Genomic DNA, 22443 nt, shown 5'->3' on the forward strand with positions numbered 1-22443 from the left:
TATTATAATTATTTGTAAAGGGAAAATTATTATTAAAATCATAATTTATTTTTATTTTATACAATATATTTTGTTAAAATAAAAAAATAAACTTTACATATTAAATGGTCTATTTTCTAAATTTGTTACTACACTAGAAGTATTATTAATCAAACTTATATTTTCAGGAAAATCTTTTTCACTAATAACTGTGATTGCAACTTCTTCTTGAAATTCTTTATTTGTAACAATATTTTTTTTAAAATTTTGAAGAATTTCAATAAAATTACTTAAACTTTTAAATTTCTCACGTTCTGTAATATAAAATCTCTGGTTTTTACATACTTTAATAAAGTTATCTATTCATTTTTGAAATTCTTCAATTTTTATTTCTTTATTATGATTTGTTTCTTTTAAATATAAAATTAAAATAAGATTTCATATACCACGAATTGCAAAAATAAATTTAGAATGTTTATATTCTTCAATTAATTTAAGTGTATTAATTATTTCTTCTATTGCTACTAATTCAAGTTCCATTTTTAATAAAGAAAAAGTATTGTTTTCATTTTCTTTCTTTTTAATTTTATTTTTATATTGTTCATTTCTTTCAAATAATTCTTTTGATATCTTTGTGACTATATCAATAGTCTCTCTTATTTCATTTCTTTTAAGAAGAAATAATTTATAATCAACTAGTATATCGTATTTTTTAATAATTGATATTTCTCTAATATATTTTGGTATTTTTTTGCTAAAAATAGGTAATTGTTCCATATATGTTTTAAATATTTTAGTATTTATAATTTCAAGTGCATCATTAAAAAGATTAAAAGATATTACATCTTCTATTTCTAATTTAGACTTTTCTTTTTTAATATTTAAATTATATTTTCTTTGAAAAGTTTCATCACGAAATACATCTAAAAATAAAGTTTGTACTGCATCAGTTATTATTTTAATATTTTCTAAATCAATTCCTTCAAGTTCATTCATTCTTATATTAGCAAATTCAATAAATATCTTTGTTCATTGTTCATATTCAGAAAAATCTAACGTTTTGCCTTCTATAGTAGTATCATTAAAATATAATAATAATATTTTTAAATAAATAATGTGTTCCATTTCCCGTTTTGGTGCATTATCACGTAGTTCTAATAAAATATTATGTATTTCTTCCAACATATTTGCTTTCTTTTCTAAGTTTTCTATTAAAAACATTTTTTTATTATTTTCCTTTTTTAAAAAAAAGAATTTATTTTTTTTATTTTTTTATTATCAGGAGCTGTTTCTGCTCTTAATTGTTCTCTAATTTTTTCTTTATTTTTTAAAAATGCATCTAAATCATAAAAAAAATTCATATATTGACATTCACCATTTAATATGACTTCTTTATAATCATTAAAAAAAGTTTTTATTTCATCACTATTTTTTAGTAAAATAAGAAATTTGTTTATTCTTTCTTTTTCTAAATGTTCTAATCTTGGCATTAAAATTTCTCCTCATAATAATGTTAATTTAAAATATAAATTATAATATTAAAAAACCTTATTAATAAATAAATCTATTAAAAGGCTAATTTTGCAAATATTATAATTACTATTGATAATACACTACTATAAAATAATAATTAAATCAAACTATACAAAACACTTATTTTATAATCATTTATTTACATTCTTTAAATTATTTTTAATTAAATATTCAAAACCTTAAAAATACAAAAAAGCATATTAATTGATAGATTAAAAAAATAAATTATAATTTTATTAATTTAATAATTGTTTATTCCTATTATAGATATTTCTATAATAGGATTTTTATTAAATTACTAAAAAGGAGCATTAAAAGATATGACTAAAAATGAGAAATTAATGATTGCTATTGAAGAAGGTAATTTAAAAAAAACTATGAAATTAGTAAAAAATGGCGCCAATGTCAATTATAGAAACTTTAAATATTCCATTTGTAAAAAACTTACCGGTAAAGTGAATTCTTATCCAGATAAAAATACTAGTGGTAATACTCCATTAATGAAAGCCGCCAAAAAAGGATATTTAAATATAGTTAAATTTTTGGTAAAAAATAACGCTGATATTAATCATACAAATCAAAATGGTAAAACTGCCCTAATCCTAATTGCTGATAATAATAATATAGAGGGAGTTAAGTTTCTAATAGAAAATGGTGCTAAAATTGAATGTATAGATAATTTTTGAGAATCTAGAAGTGAAAGAATATTTGCAATCATGAATTTTAAACTCAAGTAAAAATGAAATAAATTCACCTAACTCTAGTAATCAACCAACAACAAATATCAAAAAAACAAAGTTTGCTAATGATCTAATTAAAAGTCTAAAATAACTTTTATTATTTCTTAGTTTTAATATTTCTAACTTCTTTTAATTGTTTTTTTAACGTTTTTAATTGCAATTGTAAATCTTCATATGATGATAAATCATCACTTTTAATTTCTTCTTTTTTGTTTTTACTATAATCATTAGTTTTTTTTGATAATTGTGGAGGATTAACTCATAAATTTTTTAAGCCATATCAAAAAATAGTAAGTAAACTTAAACCAATACCTGCTCAAGGTATTGTTCATAAATCTTTAAAAGGAATAGTTTGAAAATTTCTAATATTAAAGTAATTAAAAAGTACTAATACAAAAAGTATCAATACTAAGGTTATTAATAACATGTGTATAGCAAAAACTGATCTTGAAAAAGGTTTTTTAATAAAAATTAATGGTATTAAATAAGTTAAATTAAAAATCAATAATGTTCCAAAAGTATATAAAGAAACTATACTATCACTAGTCATTAATTGTTTATAAAAACTACTAGTGATTGGTTCTTTATTAACGATTAAAGTAATAATAATAGCAATATTGTTTTTTAATGGAACACCCCAATTAAATAATGGAAAAATTGATAAACTAATTGTTACTGTTAAAACACTAATAATAACTAATGTTTTACTTAAAATTAAATTATTTTTTTTCATATTATCCATCTCTCATTATCAGTTTATTTTTTCCCTCTAATAATATTTTATCATTATTAAAGCAAAAAAATAACTATCAAAAATTAAAATTAAGATTTATTTTTAGTTTTAGCTAAATTTATCATAAAAAAATTATAAACAAATCCCTATTAAAATTCATAACATAAAAAAGTTCTAACAAATATATTTAGCCTAATAATAAAAATCCATTAATATACCTAAATATTTTTTCCCTATGATATTTTATATATTCTTTTTGTTCATTATTAAATCTTAACTGTTTATTTTTAATAATTTTTTTAAGCTTATACACATCATTATTTGGTAATAAATCAGAAAATATAATATAGCCATTAATATCAAATGTAATTAATCCACGATCAAAAAGTTTATCAAATATAGCACTAAGTAATAAAACATTATTTAAATCTATTTTTTCTTTCTCTTCAGAAAAAACCCAAGGTTTTATATGTGATGCTATTAATAATTCATTATATTCCAATTCTGTGATTTGACATACACTGTATTTTTTAATTATTTTTTTTCTTAATTCATCTTGACCTTTTCTTGCTGTTACTATTCTTTTATTTGAATTTTTCCTTAGTTCATTTTGTTGTTTAAATAAAATACTATTCTTTATTAAAGAAAAATCTAAACCAAATGAAATAAAAACGTGATTATCTTTCGTTTTTTTTATTTCTAAAAAAGTTTCAAAAGGTATTGCAATATAAAATATTATTTTACTAAAAATAGGAATTTCTAAGGCATATCTATTTTTACTAAATGTGGTCATAATATACTCTTCATTAAAATTATCATTTTCTAATAACATACTATTATATTTACTATAAAACATATTAATCATTTCGTTAATTTTTTTAATATCAGGACTTTTAAAATCATGACTAGTTTTTAAAATTGTTACTCATCTAATTCTTAAAGATTCAATAAAATTTTCTAAATTGTGTAATGAAAAATAAATATTTCCCTTAATCTCTTTACCAAATATTTCTAAAAATTGATTTTCTGAAAATTTTATTTTAGCTTGACCATTAGTTCTAGAAATTTTATGTTTATTATTAGCACAAACATATTCATTAGATAAAGTAATTACCTTATTTAATATGATATCATTACTACTTATAACGATATTTCCCATGATTTATTTCCTTTTTTTTCTTTTATAGAAGTATCAATGTTAGAATTTTCTAATGACAATAATATTTCTTTTAATAAATGTTCAAAAACATTTACTACAATACTATTACCAGATTGTCTATAAATCTGAGTATTAGAAACTACTATTTTAAAAGAATCAGGAAAACCCATTAATCTTAAACACTCCTTTGGCGTTAATCTTCTTATCCTATCAGTATCATAATTAACATAATTGTCAGTACTTGCATAATGATATTTAAAAGAAGAACTTAAGATTGTTTTTGCTATTTGAGGATTTGCCTTACCTTTTTTTAAAACTGTATTTTGTAACTTTTCTGACAAAATAAATTTTTTAATATACCCTTCTGAAACAAAATCACCAATAAAATTTGACTGTTGATTTCTAACTTGACAAAGCATTATTTCACCATTAACTTGTGTTATCTTCTTTTTCATTCTTTCTTCATTTAAAACGTATTTTTTAGCTTTTTCTGATATTTCTTGTTCATCTAAAAATACTTTTTCTAAAAAATCACTCATTTTATATTTTAATTCAATAGGTTTTGGAAATTTAAAATCAGTTTCATTTAAAAATCCAACAACAAAAAGTCGATTTCTACTTTGTGGAATACCATAATCTTTAGCATTTAAAAGTTTATAGTGAATATTATAACCCGTTTCTTTAAATTTTTGTTCAATTATTTTTCAAGTCTGACCTTTATTATTTGTTAGTAACCCTTTAACATTTTCAAAAATAAAAACTTTGGGTTTTATTTCATTTACAAGTCTAATAAATTCAAAAATTAATAAACCTCTAGTATCTTCCAACCCTTTTTGAAAACCAATCGAACTAAAACTTTGACATGGAGAACCACCTACAAATATATCAACTTTATTTTTAAACTTACTACCATCAATATTATATACATCATCATATCATTGATTATCATTTATTTTATAATTTGCAAAGTATGTTTCTTTAACATATTTATCATTATCACAAGCAAATAATATTTCATGTTCAATATCCATTTTTTTAAGCGCTTGTTCAAATGAACCAATACCACTAAAAGAGGTTGCTACTTTTAATTTCATATTCTTACCTCCATTAATTTATATTCAAAAAGAATTATAACAAAATAAACTTATATTTTAGTTTATTTTTATTTTTTATAATATTTATATTTTATATAAAAATTATTTTTAAACGAAATGCATTATTTTATTTTTTTAGTTTTAGCTAAATTTAATGCAATTTTTCGCGCAGCAAATGGATCACGAGGATCATAATGTCAATAATTAGTAAAATATTTTTTAAAATTATTAGGTAATGTTGAATAAGCGATATTAATAGCATGAAAACGATTAGCTTTTGCTTTTAGTTGTAACATTAAATTAATATTATTTTTAGTAATATTAGCAGATAAAAAATCAGAAACTACCAATAAGTCTGCATTATGATATGTCTTAGATTGCATAATTGTTAAAGCATGACTAATAGCTGGATTAATATTAGTATGTCCTTTAAAACTATGACCTAAAAAATGAATTAGATTGGGAATTGATGAAACTAAATTAGATAAGTCATAAGTTTCAAATTTACCAGAAAAATTAATCATATAGCACGGTCTTTTTTCTTGTAAAGCAATTTTACTAATAGCCAGCGCAATTGATTTTGCAATAATTTCCGGACTATGACTCATTGATTTAGATGTATCAATGCATAAGATAAAAGGGCCTTCACTTTCGGGAATTGGTACTTCTACAACTTCTTCAACAAGATGTTCAGTGGCAACTAAATCCAATGATTCAAACTCTGTAATTGCTAACTTTTCTTCAACAAATTTTTTATAAAAAATGGCATTTAACTCTGGAATAGCAAGATTAACTAATTCTAATGGTAATAAATGTTCTAAATCTTTACCCTCGGTAATTCCTACTATTTCTTCAGGCCATTTTCCTAATGGCTTTAATTCATATTCAATTTGTACTTTTTGATGAATCTGCTTTTCTGTTAAACCTGAAATTCCTTTTCAACGACCAAGTAGTCTAGCAATTTCAATAATAGCTGGATTCTTATTTAAAATTTCACCATATTGTATAATAGTATTTAAATTAATTTTTTTAAAATCATTTAAATCTCCTTCTCAAAATCGTCCAAAAAAATTTCAAGCAAAACCAACAATATGCCTTACTTCATTAATAATTTTAATATTATTACTTCACATTGTTAAATACTTTTGACGCATTTGCATAGTTTCAAATAACTTATAATTTACAATTCTTTGAACAATTAAACTTTCTCAATGTCTTGTAAAATTATCAAAAGTTAATTTACTATTAAGTTTACGATCCTTAAATTTTTCTTGAAAATAATGAAAATAATTAATCATTAGTGAATCAAGAGTTTTTGCCCTAGTGTAAATTTCTTGTCAATTATTTTTTAATCTATCAATACCATTAATCATAACTCAGAAATATAATCGTAATTCTCTTTTAATGATGGGACTAATAACAATATTTTTACTTTTTTCTAAAACTTCATTTAAATAAAAATGACTAATTTGTTGATCAAATTCCGGAGCTAATCAAGCAAAATTTCTTTTAAATCAAGCAAAACTACTTAAATTTGTTTCTGATAAAGACATTTTTTTTAATTTAGTTTCTAAAATTTGTGAAACATGGGATTCAATTAATTCTTCCATACTAATCACCTATTTTAATTAACATCAGAATTATTATTAGTGTCATTAACATTTGGGATAGTTATTGGTGAATCTTCAGTTAGTGATTCTGATGAAAGAGTCTTTTCGGTTTCTGCCTCAGGTATTTGTGAAATTTTATCAAAAAATGCCATTTCTAATAGTGATTTAAATTGTTCATCAAAAAATATAGAATTGGTTTTACTTAAATGATGATATTCTTGTTCAAAATGTACTTTTAATTCATTAATTTGTTGCTTTAAATCTTTAATTTGACTATTAATATTTCCAAATTGTGATTTACTATCAGTATTAGTTAATTCAACTTGAATTATAGAATTATTTGTAATATTTATTAATTCACTAGAATTCTTTAATTGTAGTTCAAACTTCTGATTACCTTCCATTTTACTTAAACTTTTACCATAAAATAATTGAATATTATGACTTTTTTTATTACGTCGTAATAATAACTGAAAATCCTTTCTACTAATAAAACAAATTGGAAATTCATCACTATGTCATAATAAACGATAATATATACCTTTAATTTCTTCAGAAAATGGATTGGAGTAAATAGATGGTTGATTTTGACTATCTTTAATGTTTTCGGCATTATTACTTAATGTTTCCAACTCACTTTCCAGTTCAATCTGATTTTGTTTTAATGTGTAAGTTAAATCTTCACAATATGCTTCATTGAAAAGTTTTGTATATTCTTTTTCTTGATCTTCATTATCTCAAATACAGTAAGGAATAATCAATAAATCAGGCTTATCAGTAGTTGTTCTGCCATTATAATAAGCTGAAGCTTTTATTAATTTTGCAATTTTTTTTCATCTTCGATCAGAAATGTAAGCTTTACCATTAGTTGCTTCTGTTAAAATTTTACGAAAACGAGAAATAAAACTTAATGTTTCTTTGCTTAAAGTAACAGTAGTTTCCAATTCTTTTAATCACTTTTCATATTCAGATGTTTTAATTTGTAATTCAAGCGGAACTTTTACTTCTAAACTAGTAATACTTTCTAGCATATCATTAAAATTTTCTTCATTAGTTAAACCATAAACTATCATTCTAATAATAAAACGATCAAATAAAGCTTCTAAACCTTTACCGCTTTCTGGTAACTCATTGGAAGCTGAAATTAATAGTTTTAATGGTACTTTGATATCAACACCACCATTACGAAAGATTTTTTCATTAATAATAGTTAGTAAAGTATTTTGAATTGAAGGGCCTGCTTTTCAAATTTCATCCAAAAAAGCAATATCAACAGCAGGTAAATATTGATCAATAATTCTTACATAGTTACCTTTTAATAAATCTTTGATTGAGATTGGTCCAAAAATTTCTTCTGGAGTAGAAAAACGATTCATTAAATATTCAAAATTTCGCCCATCATGAAGCGCATATTTAATTCGTCGTGAAATTAATGATTTAGCAATTCCTGGTAATCCTAATAAAAATATTGATTCTCCTGATAATAACGCCAAAATAGCAAGTTTAAAAACAGTTTCTTTTTCATAAACATCAGCGCTAATTACTTTAATTAATTGTTTAATTCGCTTAGAAAGTAAACTATCTGTATTCATTATATTCTCCTTTACTTATTATTTATTCGACACTTAATTCTCTTCTTACATCATCACTTTTAACAATTAATAAACAAGCAGCAATTAATCATAAAACAGTTATTAATAAAACAATAATCATAAATATTGGAACTTCTGCAGAAACAGTTTCATTTACTAATCCATTAACCACTAACAAAATTGTACAAAATACTTCTAAAACTATAAAATAAGCAATTGCTAAAATAATATAAACAATTGATCATCCAAACATAGCACTAGCAGTGCGACCAATCGCTACTGGTAAATAAAATATAAAATTAAATCCCAGAGTTATAATTAAAAATATATAAATTATATAAGTTGGGTTCATGTTACTACCTTTATTACTCAAAATTTGATTAACCAAATTGTTAGCTAAAAAATAAGAAAAAATTAAATGAAAACATGAAACTGTAAGTAACAAAATACGAGCAATATTTTCCATTTTTGAACTTCAATACATTCTTTTAAATTTAATACTATCACTTAATAACGGATTATAAGTTGTAAAACGTTGTTCTTCAATATCTTTAAATGATTGATTATCATTATTTGATTTGATAATACTATTATCAACATTTGACAATGGAGTATTTTTTAAGTCATCTTTTTTTTCTTCCATATATCTAACACCCCTTATTTTTTATTTATATTATAACTTATTTTAGGTATTAAAACTTAATAATAGTATCTGATATAAATCAAAATTATAAGCGTTTAATTTTACAAAATTATTAAATAAACATATTATCAAATTTAAATTTATTTTTTTAAGATATAATATGACAAAATTAAAAAACAAAAAAATAATTATTTAATTTTGGATGATCAAAGTTAAATAATTATTAAAAATATTTTTTAAATAAATAAGAAATTATAAATCAATATATAAAATAAAATATTTTGTTGATTCACTAAAGATAATACTTAATATATTTTAAAAACAAAATACCTAATGAACATAATAACTGTTAATTATTTCACATTTTTGGATTGCATCTCAAAAATTATTATTTTTTATTTTTACTTTTAAACCAATAATTAAAAAAGTTAATGCAATAGTAAAAAATCCAAAAATTGGAGTTAAAATTATACAAAAAATAACTCCAATTTGTAACTGAACTCAATCATAATAACCATCATAATTATGAATTACTGATGAACATATATTTTCTGCAGAATGATTTAAAATATAATTTACACTCATATAATTTAATAAACTAAATCCATTTGTTATTTCTAGTGTTATTTCTACAATAAGTCTTTTTTCTTTATATAATTTAAGATTTTCAAAAAAACTTTTATCAAAATTTGAAAAACCAATTAACATTAAACCAATTACCATAATTAAAATAGTTAAAATAAATAAAAATAAGGTTGCTAATTTTAATTTTTTATATTTTTGCAATATCATTTATAATTTTCCTTTCAAAATAAAAACCCATTTGCTTTTATCTCAACAAACAATGGGTTAAAAACTACTATATTATTTATATTTTTTATACATAAGAATAATAACAAATTTATATTAATTTTACAATTAATAACCTATATAATTAAAACTATTTTATATAAGTAGTATGAATATTAAATTATAGTTATCAAAATTTAACCAATTTTCATAAAATCAACACTTATTTTTAAGTATTTAAATTCACTTTACTTTAAAAGTAAAATTAAAACTATGAGGTTTGGGAACATAGCCACTGCTTGTCAAATCTTTTCCAATATGAAATCTAATTTTTTTAATATCATCAGTCTTAATAATATCAGTTGCCTTTAATGATAAATTATTACCATCAATATCTAAAAAAGTAAAAGCAGTTAACTCATAAATTTGCACATTTAAAGCTTTAACAAAATATCCTTTAAAAGTAACAAGTGATTTAATAACAAGATTTCAATTAATATTTGGATCAACCGTCGAATCAGGATAATCTAATAAGAAAAAAGTAGAATTATTTTTTGCAAATTGATACATTTCTTGTCAATATTTATTTTCTAAAAAAGTTTCTAGATCACCAATATTAACATAATCATTAACATTAATATTTTCAATACTATTATTTATTGAATTTGAAAAACCAAAATAATAACTCAATTCCTTATATTTAAAATGATTACCACTATTATCACTAGTCAATAATACATGTGGAGGACTATATTTTATTAATGATTCATCACTATCTACTGATTCTTGTACCATACTAAAAGAAACAAAATCAATAGGCTTAACTTTAAAATAATCAATAACCTCTTCAATACTTGTTGGTTTTAACTCAATGAAATCATAAACAACATTTGGATTAGAAACATATGTTATATAAAAAGGCTTTAATGGAAAATTTGAAGAATATGAATAAAGGTTAACATATTCTTTGGAACTACTCACAGCATTACCAACATAATTTAATTCGGGATGATGAACTAATTCAAAATATGGTTTAATAGTATCTACATCATTAAAGTCAATATCTAGTAAAGGAATTGTTGATATTATTGGATAAAGATGAGTAGTACTAGCAAATTCTTCTTCATAATCATTAATAAATTTATTAATTTCATCTTCGATTGTTTTATAAACAACAGTATTATCAATTTTATCCGCATAATAAAAATTAGTTGGTAAATAACCATGTGTTCATTGTTCTTGCAAATAATCACTACCATTTGGAAATTTTCCTGAAATATGTTTACTAAATTTTCCTTCAAATTGATTAAACATCATAAATTTTTCATAAAATTTAGCAGTATTTTTAATTAATGCAATTACTGGTATTTTAAATTCAATAAATGAAGATTGTAACTTTAATTTTAAATCAAATTTAGTAACACCATCAGTTTGAATTAAACTCTTATCTAATTCATCATTACTATTAGGTTTATAAAAAGTGAAATCATAATTAGTAATATTAGTTGGAAAAAAACTATCTCATCAAGATTCTTTTATTAATAAATCAAAAACTTGTTTTTTTGATTCTTCTTCAAAAAATGGCAAACGTAAATTTTTATTACTACTATCAATTGGAACATCATTCATATCAACAACAATTGATTCTTCTGGAATATTTTGTTTAAAATAACCAATATTAAAAGCACTCTGCATAGCAAGAGCAATAAAAAAAGTACTAATTGCTAAACGAATTATCATAATTAAAGAAATAGTTATTGTCAAAAAAGTTTTTTTTACTTTTACTGGTTCTACTTTACCAGTAACGTATTTAGTAATATTATTTAGTTTTCTTCAATCATCATTATCTTTCTTTTTAGCCATATATTATTCACCTAAATTTCCATTATCTAAAACTTAATTCATACATTTTAATAATACTTTTAATTAAATATTTTTTATTTTCAATAGTATTTAATCATCAATGCAAAATAGCAATTCATCATAATAAGAGTGCTATAACTGCGAAAATCAATACTGTAATTCGATAAGGACTGTCACTATAAGAAAACATAAAAAAACTAATACCAATAATTATTAAGTTAACAATAGAACCAAATATTAAAAAAAATAAACAACTTAAACCAATACCTCTAATAGTTTTAGATAAAAAAACGGGTAAAATCATAATTAAAATTATAAAAGCAAATAAAACAGTAACTAACATTGCTACTACTTTTAATATTGCACTTTGAAAAACTGGTGCTGATGGTATACCAGGAAGATTAGCAACCAATTGACCAAAACCAATGCCATTAAAAAAAATCAAACCAATTCAAAAAATTTGAATAATTAAAATAAATATTCGCGAAAAACCATCACCAAGACTAGTAAAATAAACTCTTGTTAAATTTAAATCTAATAATGAAGGTAAAGGAGTTTCCTTTAATTTCTTTAACTCTTTTTGACCAATAAGATTACTTGTAGTTAAAAATTGTTTATCTAATGATTTATCCATATCTTTCACCCATCCTATAAAATAATTATAATGCATTTTATTTAAAAACTATATAGTTAACTTATATCCAAATTTTAAATCTATAAAATAATTAAATTATTATTTTAAAATAAATACAAACATAATTAATAATATCTATTTTTAACTACAAGTAATATGAAAAATAAACAATAATTTTCAATAATTATTGTTTATTTTAATAATATAGTATTGTTTAAATATTTTTTTGATTATATGGAGTGTCCAGAAATACTTGCAGTTGCTAATTTTGATTGATAATCTGATAAATCTATTGAATTTATTTGTTTTCACTTATCAACTTCATTATTTAAACTTTCTATATTTTCATCACATACAGATTGTAATTCAATATTATCCATAATTAATATTTCTTCTTCATTATTTATATTTATTAATTCTTGTGATTTATTTGCATTATTTCTTTCTAAGTTATTATTTGATTTAAAATTAGTTCTAATTTTTTTAAAAATAAAACCTATTAAGCCTCCAACTAAACAAAGAGGTAAAATAGGTAAAATTCAAAAAGACATTGAAACTAATTTATTGTTTTCAACTTGCTCTGACTCTAATTTAAATGTTGCCAATTGTTCTTGATTAAATCATGAAATTTGTTGTTCTGACAGTTCTGCTTTTTGTATTGGAGTTAATAACAAAATTTGTTCTAATGATAATGATTGAATTTCTGATTTTGATAATAATTGCATTGGTTTTGAATTAAATTCTTCAACTTGTTTTACTGTTGTTGAAGCAACTGTTGTGCTATTAAAATACTTATTTATTTTTCCCTCAAAAATTTTTCGTTGTTCTGCTGTCAAAAAATGAATTTGTTTTTCTGTAAAATTTAAAATTTGTTCTTGATTAAATCATGAAATTTGGTCAGGAGTGAATGATTGAATTTGTTCTGGTGTAAATGATTGAATTTGTTTTTCTGTAAATTCTCGAATTTGTTCAGTTGTAAATTGTGTAATCTGACTTGGTGTAAATCATGAAATTTGGTCAGATGTAAAAGAATCAATATATGCACGACTGAATATTTGTATTTGTTCTAATGATAATGATTGAATTTGTAGTTTAGTAAAATCTGTAATCTGACTTGGTGTAAATCATAAAAATTGTTTTTTAGTAAAATCTGTAATCTGACTTGGTCTAAATCATGAAATTTGTTTTGGACTAAATGCTTGAATTTGGTTTTTAGTAAATTCTACAATCTGACTTGATCTAAATCATGAAATTTGATCAGATGTAAATAATCTAATCTGTCATGGTGCAAATCATAAAATTTGTTTTGGACTAAATGCTTGAATTTGTTCTTCTGTAAATGATTGAATTTGTTTTAGTGTTAGTCCTTGAATTTGTTTTTCTGTAAGTGCTTGAATTTGTTCTCGTTCAAATTTTGGTATTTGTTCTGGTGCAAATCATGAAATTTGATCAGATGTAAAAGAATCAATGTCTGCACGACTGAATATTTGTATTTGTTCTAATGATAATGATTGAATTTGTTTTTCTGTAAATTCTCGAATTTGTTTTAGTCATAATGCTTGAATTTGTTCTGGTGTAAATGATTGAATTTGTTCTGGTTCAAATTTTGGTATTTGTTCTGGTGTAAATTCTGAAATTTGTTTTTTTGTTAATAATTGAATTTGGTGACTAGTATACATTTCTAAGTTCGAACGAGTCGAACGTTTTTTTCTATTTAAACTTAATGAAGTTACTTTTATCGGTTTTAATGTAAATGTTTGAAATTGTTCTCTTTGAATTATTTTTTTGATTTTTTTATTCTTAAACTTTAAAACTTGTGCTGGTGTAAAGGTTGCAAGTTGTTTTTTAGTAAATCATGAATTCTGCTTTTTAGTAAATCATGAAACTTGTTGTAAAGTAAATGCTTGAATTTGTGCTTTTGTGAAATGTGGTATTTGTTTGGCTGTAAATGCTTGAATTTGTTTTTTATTAAACATTTTAATATGTTTTTGGGTAAATTCTTGTATTTGTTCTGCCGTTAGTAACTGCAGTTGTTCTTTAGAACCCATTTCAATATTGTATAAAAAATTTAATGATAATATATTTTTTAAAATTGGTTCATTGATACCATTTTCTAATGTTAATCCATTATTCACTGGTATCAATGTCTCAACATTATTGCTACTTATGATACTTGGAGATGAGTTATTAAAGTTTAATAAATTGTTTGGCATATTTTTGCTCCCTTTTAAAAATTAAAAACTATTATAAAGTAATAGTTAAATTTAAATAAAATTATATCGATTATTTAAATTATACGTGTATTTTAATATTTTTAATTTACTTAATCAATCAAAAACTTTCTTCCATAATGAATAAAATAATTATTAATTATAACAATAAAAAAAGAGTAAGACCTTTTACTTACTCTCTAAATTAATACTACTTATGTTTTATTTTCTAAATGGCGGTCTTGACGGGAATCGAACCCGCGATCTCCTCCGTGACAGGGAGGCGTATTAACCACTTTACCACAAGACCGTGGTTGCGGAGACTGGATTTGAACCAATGATCTTCGGATTATGAGCCCGACGGGATACCACTTCCCCACTCCGCGATGTATAAAATTTAATAATAATGGAGGAGGCTGAGGGATTCGAACCCTCGAGCACTTGCGCACTGACAGTTTTCAAGACTGTTCCCTTCAACCGGACTTGGGTAAGCCTCCGAGTATTTAAGTATGGTGGACCCTATCGGATTCGAACCAATGCTCGCCCGGTTATGAGCCGGGAGCTTTAACCAACTAAGCTAAGGGTCCTAGACTATGGTAGCGGGGATGGGACTCAAACCCATGGCCTCTCGGGTATGAACCGAACGCTCTAATCAACTGAGCTACCTCGCCAGTTTTAGTTTAAATGTTTAAACCGATATATAAATGGTGGACCCTATCGGGATCGAACCGACCACCTCCTGCGTGCAAGGCAGGCGCTCTACCAAATGAGCTAAGGGCCCTTGTTTTTAATAATGGTCGGGAAGACAGGATTCGAACCTGCGACCTCTCGGTCCCAAACCGAGCGCTCTACCAAGCTGAGCCACATCCCGATGGTGCGCCTGGCAGGACTTGAACCCACAACCTTTTGATCCGTAGTCAAACGATCTATCCAATTGATCTACAGGCGCATTTAATTACTAAAATTTATAGTAACTCATTAAATCATTAAACCTAATCAATTATAACTTATTAAAAGTAATATTTACAAGTATATTTGCAAATATTATTAATATTTTGGAGGAGCCGATCGGATTCGAACCGACGATCAAAGTTTTGCAGACTTATGCCTTAAACCACTTGGCCACGGCTCCAAATATAATTAAAAAAATTTAAAGACTTTTCAATATTACCAAGACTAGTTACTATTTGCAACTTGTTTTACAATATTATTCATAAAATATTAAATATTTTTTTATTATTTATTTCACTAATTAAAATCTTATAAAGTTATTTATAATTAATTATTAAATTAAATAATAAAAAAAGCACAATTGTGCATTTAATTTATGGTGGAGATGGCGGGGATCGAACCCGCGTCCAAAAGTTAACTGACTAACTGTATCTACAGTTTAGTATAATTTAGAAAAATCACTATTTAATAATAAATTATACGAAATTATGAATAGCTAGTTAATGGAAATTCGAAAAAATTTATTAACATCATTTTTTCTAGTTTATCCTTATGATACGTTACTAATATTGATAAACTTGCTATTAGCAACGGTAGTATTTACTTCTTAAGTAATTAAGCAGGTAAAACTGCTTGATTTCCTAAACTAAATCCAAAGTTGTTTAACTTTGTTGTGAATCAGTTAGGTACTACGGTTTTAGTTTGTTTTCCGGTTATGAAACCTCGTAGTATTATGGTCTACCAAACCACTGCCACAATTAGTTGTTCACTCCTGTCGAAACCAGAACATCCCCGTTAATATTATACATTACTTTCTAATATAAAGCAATTTTTGGTTTTCTTAAAAATTACTAATAATTCTTTCAAATTTTCATCATAAATTATAAAATCTAAAAATTAAAATTTGGCAATTTATCAATGCTATTACTAATTCGAGAATTAATAGCACAAAATTATCATGAATTATTACTTTTGAAACATTTCATTGTGATAAATTTTGATCAAACATTATTGCACCAGCAAACATAGAATGCATAGTTATTACATTTGAAACATCTCAACCCGAAATATCTTGTGGATGGGTTACACTTTATTGGACACTAATTACGTAGACAAGTTCACAAATTAGTTAAAAGAAAGGAAAATAATTATGGCCAATATTAACTCATATTCAGATGAATTTAAAAAACAAATAGTAGCTTTATATCAAAGTGGCAAGTCAGTATCTTGTCTTGTTAAAGAATATAACGTTACAAGAGCGGCTACTTATAAATGAATTAAGCAATTTACTAATTCAGGCAGTTTTAAAACCAAAGATAATCTTTCTGATTTAGAAAAACAATTAATTCAAGCAAATAAAGAATTAAAACAATTACGAATGGAAAATGATATTTTAAAGCAAGCAGCACTAATAATAGGCAGAAAATAGAAATTATTGCAAATAATAAATCTAAATATAAAATTCGCACAATGTGTCGTTTTTTAAAACTCTCTAAATCAACATATTATTTTAATTTAAAGAAAAAAAATAAAAATCAAAATAATATTTATGATGAAGCTGTTATTAGTGCTTTTAAAGAAAATAAAGAAGTTTATGGTACTAGAAGATTAAAAGTCATACTAGCAAACCAAGAAATTTATTTATCACGCAGAAAAATTAAACAAATTATGAATAAGCATAATTTAATATCAAAATACACTAAATTATCATTCAAAAATCATCATAATAAAGTCAATGATAGTCAAATTACCAATCTTGTTAATAGAAACTTTAATAATAAAATTAAAAATGAAGTTATTGTTAGTGATTTAACTTATGTTCAAGTTAATGGTAAGTGAAACTATATTTGCTTATTAATAGACCTATTTAACCGCGAAATTATTGGACATAGTGTAGGTACTAAAAAAGATGCATCATTAGTATATCAAGCATTTATGCACTCAAATCGCTGTTTAAAAGATATTGAAATATTTCATAGCGATCGCGGTAACGAATTTAATAATAAAACTATTGATAAACTTTTATTAGCATTCAACATAACTCGATCTTTAAGCAAAAAAGGCTGTCCTTATGACAATGCTGTTGCTGAAGCAACTTTTAAAACTTTCAAAACTGAATTTATTAATGATAAAAATTTTACATCATTAATCAAATTAAAATTAGAATTATTTGATTATATCAATTGATACAACAACATAAGAATTCACAGCACCTTAAACTACCTAACTCCAGTTAATTATCAAAAACAAGTGTCTACCAAAAAACAGTCCTAAAAAGGGTTGCCATTCCAAGTTGAAATATTAAACGTAAGCATATTAATTGGTATAATAATTAAACTTGCCAATAATCCCGGAACAATAAGTATAGTAAAAGTTAAAAAAGCATGTGATTTTACAAAATATTGTTCATTGAACATTAATTCATGAACTCCCAATGATGCAGTACTCATTCCTAACGCAATATTTAACAAAATCAAAGATCATAAATTTGGTACAATTAAAACTAAACAGCAAGTAACCAAAAGTCAACTATGCATTCATCAAATATACAACTTTCTTTTTTTAAATTTTGCAGTAAAAAAAGTAGCTGGTATAGCAAAAATAATTACAGTAAGCGAAATAATCACTGTAATACTAATTGCTTCAGTTACTAAATTAGTTAATGATAAAACTAAAAAATTATTAATAGCTTTTAAACTATTAATACCAAGATAAAGAAAAAAATAATAACTAATAAATAATCATTGTCACTTATTTATCTTTTGCTTAAAAAGAAAAAATAAATAAAAACTTGTAAATAAACAAAAGATTATTAAGAAAGGTAATCATATTATCATAGTTTTTTTCCTTTCTTAATTAAATTATTATTTTTTGATTTGTCTTACTGCATCACGATTTTTAATCGTCTCTCTTTTATCATAATTTTTTTTACCACGAGCCAATGCTATTTCTAACTTTGCTCTACTTTTACTATTTAAATATATCATTGTTGGAACAACAGTTAAGTTTTTTTGCTTTTGTTCTTGTTGAATTTTTTTAATTTCACGAGCATTTAAAAGTAATTTTCTTTTTCTTAATGGATCAAGTATATAACTAGTAGTAAATTTATAAGTATTAATGTTCATATTAATAATATAAGCTTCATTATTACTAAAAGTTACATAACTATCCTGTAAAGATACATTACCTAAACGAATTGATTTAATTTCAGAACCAGTCAAAACAATTCCCACTTCTAATTTTTCTAATAATTCATAATTAAAGTACGCTTTTTTATTTTTTGCAATTATTTTCATTGTTTCCACCATTATTTTCATAAACTTTATAATTAGATTATATAATAATAATTTCATAAATACCGAAATACTTACTTAAATTTGTTTTTTATTAAGAACATGCTATAATCTAATGAAGGTTAGATTAATCAATAGTTTTTCTAGCAATGATTAATGTAAAATTAAACATAAAATTAATATTTGTTGTATAGCGACCCAAGAAATAGATTTTATATTTGTTTTACGGGTTTTTGTTAATTTTATATATTAATAAACAACTGAAAGGAGTCTAAGGACATGGCAGGAGAGTTAAATACTAAAGCAACAACAGTAAAAAATAGTCAATTTTATCAAGGCGATTTGGGTTTTGATAAAAATAATAATGATAAAGTAATTATTTATAAAATTTTAACTGGTAAAAAACTTGAGGTTTGTAAAATTATTATTGATGAACAAAATCATATTTTAAAAATTTCTACTAAAACGGAAATTATTAATGAAGATGAATTTGAAATTTACACATTTGCTTTAGAAGCAGATACTGCTGATTTTATCTTAAAACTTATTGCTAAAAATCAAATTAATGCTGAAATTAATTATGCATTTATAAATAATATTGAAGATTCTTATAATATATCTGAATCAGACTCATTAGAAGAAAAAAAGAGAAAAATTAGGAAACTCTTTTAACTATTTATAAATTTCTTCTCAATTATAAACTGAACCATAACACAAAGCTTTAATTTTAAAATCATTGTTATTATTGATAATTTCTAAAATAGTTTGGGCAATAGAAATCCCTGAGGCAACTATATCATCAATAATAATAATGTTTTTTTTATTAAAAAAATTAATATATTTAGGTAATAAATGAATCTTATTAGTAATTTCCATTTGTCTTTCGCTAACTTTTAATTTATTTTCTCAAAATTTACGGTAGTTATCAACTTGGAAAATATTATTAATAAATAATATTTTATAATTTAATTTTTTTTTAATAATTTTAACTAATTCAATTATTACTAATTCTAAACTACTAACTGAAGTAGGTTTTTTTGGCATCATAATAAAATAATCTAAATTTTCAAACAAATTAAATTTTTGACCAACTTCAAATAAATTAGTTGCTAATCTTATTACAATATTTTGTTCAATATTTACTTGCTTAATTAAGTTATAATCTTCATTAACTCATAATAAATCCGGATATTGTTTTAAACCTGGTGATTTAAAATAATTATAATAATAGCATTCAATGTTAAGATTGCTTTGTTGAATTAATCTTTTTTGCCCTTGTATTTTCATTTTTTTACTCCATTTTTCTTTTCACTTTTATTTTTTTTAACTTTACCATTTAGTTTTATCTTTTTTCTATATTTAAAATTATTTGCTTTATACATTTTTGATGATTGATTATTATTATTTTTATCACGGTTTTTATTTTGCTGACCATTTTCTTCTAAAATAAAATCAATAGTTCTAGCAACTTTATTTGCACTTTTTACAAGAACACTGACCTTTTGACAAAGAGCATACTGTTTTCGTTTTCTTTCACCAAACAAAATCATTGCTTTTTCATTAAAAATATAATAATCATCAGTCATGTCTGCAATTCTAATTAAACCCTCAATTGTATTATCTAACTCAACAAATAATCCAAAACCAGTTACACTAGAAATTATACCTTCAAATTTATGACCAATAAATTGCATCATGTATTCTGCTTTTTTCATTTGATCTACAGCTCGTTCACACTCTAATGCTTTTAATTCCATATTACTAGATTGCTCAGCAGCTCAATTAGTAAAACTTTGATATTTCTCAATTATTTTAGCATTTATTTCTCTTTTAACTATATATTGACGCAATAAACGATGAACTATTAAATCGGGATAACGTCTAATTGGCGAAGTAAAATGTGTATAATAATCACTAGCAAGTCCAAAATGGCCAATACATTTATTAGTATACTGTGCTTTTTCCATACTTCTTAATAATAAAGTTGATAAAACTTGAAATGTTGGTAATTGTTTTAAAGAATTTAATAATAATTGTAAATCTTTTGAACTAATATTTGTGATTTTTGGATTTAATTTAATACCCATTAATTTCAGAATTGTAACCATTTGATGCATTTTTTTAGAACGAGGATGTTCATGAACACGATAAATAAAAGGTAATTTCATATCAAATACAGTTTTAGTAACTACTTCATTAGCTCTAATCATAAAACTTTCAATTAATTTTTCAGCGATATCACGAGTTCTTAAAATAATATCAGTTACTTCTCCATTATCGTTAATAATTGTTTTTGCTTCATTAATTTCAAAATCAATTACTCCAGCATCTTGTTTAAACTTTCATAAAATTTGGTGCAATTCTTTTGCTTTTAGTAACATTTCTCAAATTTGTGGATGTGTTTTAATAAAATTTGGATTTTTACCATTATATCCATCATTTACTTCCTCATAATTCATTCTTCTTGCTGATTTCATAAATGCCTGATAAATTTTATGTTTTACTGTTAAACCATTCTTATCAATTTCCATATCACAAACCATACATAAACGTTCTACTTGTTCATTTAAAGAACAAATACCATTTGATAACTGCGTTGGTAACATAGGAATAACACGATCTGCTAAGTAAACAGATGTACCACGAGTAAATGCCTCTTCATCTAAAGGACTATTTTCTGTTACATAATGACTAACATCAGCAATAGCTACAATTAAACGATAATTACCATTAACTAGTTTAGTAACACAAATAGCATCATCAAAATCTTTAGCATCTTTACCATCAATTGTAACTAATAACTCTTTAGTCAAATCAATACGACCAATTTTATCTGATTCTAAAACTGTTAATGGCACCTTATCTGTTGCTGTTAATGTTTCAACATCAAATTGTGCTTTAATACCAATTTCATAAATAACAGCTAAAATATCAACACCAGGATCATTAATATTACCCAAGATTTTAGTAATAGTAACATTAAAAATATTTTGTTCAAAATTTTTAATTTTTGCAACAACAATATTATTTTCTAACGCTTTATCGGGGTTTAAAATATTAACTTCATACTGTTGTAACTTTGCATTTTGAATTAATAATGTTTTTACTTTCGTATCTGCATTAACAATAATAGTACCAACAAGAAGATTAGTATCACGTTTAATAATTTTTAATACTACAGCCTCATCATTCTGATTATTAATTTTTACTAACTTACATAATACTTCATCATTATTTAACGCATTATTTATGTTTTTTATATTAACGTAATATTCTTCTTCACTATTTAATAATTTAACAAATCCAAATCCTTTTTTAGTAATTTGAATTTTGCCAATAAATAAATTATTATTTTTTAGCATATAAAATTGTTGTTCTTTATTTTCCAAAATAATTTCACTATTTTTCAATTCTTCTAAATCAGCAATAAGTTCTTGCTGTTGATGATGATTAGTAATATTAAGTTTCACTGTTAAATCAACCGTTGATAAAGGTGTAATACTATTTTGTAACTCATTAATAATCTCTTGCTTCATTTCAATCAATCCCAACTTTATCCTAATTATATAATTAATTATAATCTATCTTTTAAAATTTATAAAAAGGCACATTTTAGTGTA

General features: G+C 23.5%; 19 protein-coding genes, 9 tRNA genes and 1 other RNA gene. 4 read left to right on the forward strand and 25 right to left on the reverse strand.

The window, feature by feature from the left end; translation table 4 throughout:
* Positions 1 to 93 precede the first annotated feature (93 nt).
* Together AACK96_RS06670 and AACK96_RS06675 are read right to left on the reverse strand one after the other, a co-directional pair.
* The gene (locus AACK96_RS06670; RefSeq protein WP_338974033.1) at positions 94 to 1200 is read right to left on the reverse strand and encodes a hypothetical protein; all 1107 of its coding nucleotides are present in this window, start codon (positions 1198 to 1200) and stop codon (positions 94 to 96) included.
* Positions 1201 to 1220: 20 nt separating this feature from the next.
* Complete coding sequence (locus tag AACK96_RS06675) at positions 1221 to 1469, reverse strand: hypothetical protein (protein ID WP_338974034.1); 249 nt, start codon at positions 1467 to 1469, stop codon at positions 1221 to 1223.
* Positions 1470 to 1832: 363 nt separating this feature from the next.
* Here AACK96_RS06675 and AACK96_RS06680 point away from each other — a divergent pair, with 363 nt between their 5' ends.
* The gene (locus AACK96_RS06680) at positions 1833 to 2249 is read left to right on the forward strand and encodes an ankyrin repeat domain-containing protein (protein ID WP_338974036.1); all 417 of its coding nucleotides are present in this window, start codon (positions 1833 to 1835) and stop codon (positions 2247 to 2249) included.
* Positions 2250 to 2349: 100 nt separating this feature from the next.
* On the opposite strand, the gene AACK96_RS06685 is transcribed toward AACK96_RS06680, so the two are convergent.
* From AACK96_RS06685 to ssrA, 20 genes are all read right to left on the reverse strand, one after another.
* On the reverse strand, positions 2350 to 2985 hold the full coding sequence (locus tag AACK96_RS06685; protein WP_338974038.1) for a hypothetical protein: 636 nt from the start codon (positions 2983 to 2985) through the stop codon (positions 2350 to 2352).
* 187 nt (positions 2986 to 3172) lie between these two features.
* On the reverse strand, positions 3173 to 4144 hold the full coding sequence (locus AACK96_RS06690; protein WP_338974039.1) for an HNH endonuclease: 972 nt from the start codon (positions 4142 to 4144) through the stop codon (positions 3173 to 3175).
* Positions 4126 to 5238, reverse strand: a complete 1113-nt coding sequence (locus AACK96_RS06695) for a DNA (cytosine-5-)-methyltransferase (protein WP_338974040.1) — start codon at positions 5236 to 5238, stop codon at positions 4126 to 4128. The genes AACK96_RS06690 and AACK96_RS06695 overlap by 19 nt, the downstream gene beginning before the upstream one ends.
* Before the next feature lie 122 nt (positions 5239 to 5360).
* Positions 5361 to 6848 (reverse strand): VWA domain-containing protein, encoded by a 1488-nt coding sequence (locus AACK96_RS06700; RefSeq protein ID WP_338974042.1) that lies wholly within the window; start codon positions 6846 to 6848, stop codon positions 5361 to 5363.
* A 14-nt stretch (positions 6849 to 6862) separates the two neighbouring features.
* On the reverse strand, positions 6863 to 8440 hold the full coding sequence (locus tag AACK96_RS06705; RefSeq protein ID WP_338974043.1) for an AAA family ATPase: 1578 nt from the start codon (positions 8438 to 8440) through the stop codon (positions 6863 to 6865).
* Positions 8441 to 8462: 22 nt separating this feature from the next.
* On the reverse strand, positions 8463 to 9083 hold the full coding sequence (locus AACK96_RS06710; protein WP_281749118.1) for a hypothetical protein: 621 nt from the start codon (positions 9081 to 9083) through the stop codon (positions 8463 to 8465).
* A 330-nt stretch (positions 9084 to 9413) separates the two neighbouring features.
* Complete coding sequence (locus AACK96_RS06715) at positions 9414 to 9875, reverse strand: hypothetical protein (protein ID WP_338974045.1); 462 nt, start codon at positions 9873 to 9875, stop codon at positions 9414 to 9416.
* Between the two features lie 234 nt (positions 9876 to 10109).
* On the reverse strand, positions 10110 to 11735 hold the full coding sequence (locus AACK96_RS06720) for a hypothetical protein (protein WP_338974046.1): 1626 nt from the start codon (positions 11733 to 11735) through the stop codon (positions 10110 to 10112).
* Positions 11736 to 11757: 22 nt separating this feature from the next.
* Positions 11758 to 12369 carry a hypothetical protein gene (locus AACK96_RS06725; protein ID WP_338974048.1) on the reverse strand — a complete coding sequence of 204 codons (612 nt, stop codon included), beginning with the start codon at positions 12367 to 12369 and terminating at the stop codon, positions 11758 to 11760.
* Between the two features lie 230 nt (positions 12370 to 12599).
* Positions 12600 to 14582: a hypothetical protein gene (locus AACK96_RS06730; RefSeq protein ID WP_338974050.1), complete on the reverse strand. Its 1983-nt coding sequence runs from the start codon at positions 14580 to 14582 to the stop codon at positions 12600 to 12602.
* A gap of 231 nt (positions 14583 to 14813) precedes the next feature.
* Positions 14814 to 14889: transfer RNA gene (locus AACK96_RS06735), tRNA-Asp, on the reverse strand.
* A gap of 1 nt (position 14890) precedes the next feature.
* Positions 14891 to 14965: transfer RNA gene (locus AACK96_RS06740), tRNA-Met, on the reverse strand.
* Between the two features lie 21 nt (positions 14966 to 14986).
* Positions 14987 to 15076 (reverse strand) — tRNA-Ser (locus AACK96_RS06745).
* A gap of 13 nt (positions 15077 to 15089) precedes the next feature.
* Positions 15090 to 15166, reverse strand: a tRNA-Ile gene (locus tag AACK96_RS06750).
* 7 nt (positions 15167 to 15173) lie between these two features.
* Positions 15174 to 15250: transfer RNA gene (locus AACK96_RS06755), tRNA-Met, on the reverse strand.
* 34 nt (positions 15251 to 15284) lie between these two features.
* Positions 15285 to 15360: transfer RNA gene (locus AACK96_RS06760), tRNA-Ala, on the reverse strand.
* Between the two features lie 13 nt (positions 15361 to 15373).
* Positions 15374 to 15450: transfer RNA gene (locus AACK96_RS06765), tRNA-Pro, on the reverse strand.
* Between the two features lies 1 nt (position 15451).
* Positions 15452 to 15528 (reverse strand) — tRNA-Arg (locus AACK96_RS06770).
* A gap of 107 nt (positions 15529 to 15635) precedes the next feature.
* A tRNA-Cys gene (locus tag AACK96_RS06775) sits at positions 15636 to 15711 on the reverse strand.
* A 196-nt stretch (positions 15712 to 15907) separates the two neighbouring features.
* Positions 15908 to 16324: a transfer-messenger RNA gene (gene ssrA, locus AACK96_RS06780) on the reverse strand.
* Between the two features lie 356 nt (positions 16325 to 16680).
* On the opposite strand from ssrA, the gene AACK96_RS06785 reads away from it, so the two are divergent.
* A protein-coding gene (locus AACK96_RS06785) for an IS3 family transposase (RefSeq protein ID WP_338973306.1) occupies positions 16681 to 17804 on the forward strand; the annotation gives its coding sequence in 2 pieces (ribosomal slippage) (positions 16681 to 16924 and positions 16924 to 17804; 1125 coding nt in all).
* A 6-nt stretch (positions 17805 to 17810) separates the two neighbouring features.
* Positions 17811 to 18245 (forward strand): hypothetical protein, encoded by a 435-nt coding sequence (locus AACK96_RS06790; RefSeq protein WP_338974051.1) that lies wholly within the window; start codon positions 17811 to 17813, stop codon positions 18243 to 18245.
* Positions 18246 to 18394: 149 nt separating this feature from the next.
* Here AACK96_RS06790 and smpB read toward each other — a convergent pair whose 3' ends face one another.
* Positions 18395 to 18826, reverse strand: a complete 432-nt coding sequence (gene smpB, locus AACK96_RS06795; protein ID WP_338961046.1) for an SsrA-binding protein — start codon at positions 18824 to 18826, stop codon at positions 18395 to 18397.
* Positions 18827 to 19102: 276 nt separating this feature from the next.
* Here smpB and AACK96_RS06800 point away from each other — a divergent pair, with 276 nt between their 5' ends.
* The gene (locus tag AACK96_RS06800; protein ID WP_338974053.1) at positions 19103 to 19495 is read left to right on the forward strand and encodes a hypothetical protein; all 393 of its coding nucleotides are present in this window, start codon (positions 19103 to 19105) and stop codon (positions 19493 to 19495) included.
* Here the strand turns inward: AACK96_RS06800 and AACK96_RS06805 are convergent, their stop codons facing one another.
* Positions 19496 to 20110 (reverse strand): hypothetical protein, encoded by a 615-nt coding sequence (locus tag AACK96_RS06805; RefSeq protein ID WP_338974055.1) that lies wholly within the window; start codon positions 20108 to 20110, stop codon positions 19496 to 19498. It abuts the gene before it with no gap.
* Positions 20083 to 22359 (reverse strand): ribonuclease R, encoded by a 2277-nt coding sequence (rnr, locus tag AACK96_RS06810; RefSeq protein WP_338974056.1) that lies wholly within the window; start codon positions 22357 to 22359, stop codon positions 20083 to 20085. Before rnr ends, AACK96_RS06805 begins: the two co-directional genes overlap by 28 nt.
* Between the last annotated feature and the right edge of the window lie 84 nt (positions 22360 to 22443).

This window comes from Spiroplasma endosymbiont of Tricholauxania praeusta (assembly GCF_964019535.1).
GTDB lineage: Bacteria > Bacillota_I > Bacilli_A > Mycoplasmatales > VBWQ01 > Spiroplasma_E > Spiroplasma_E ixodetis_A.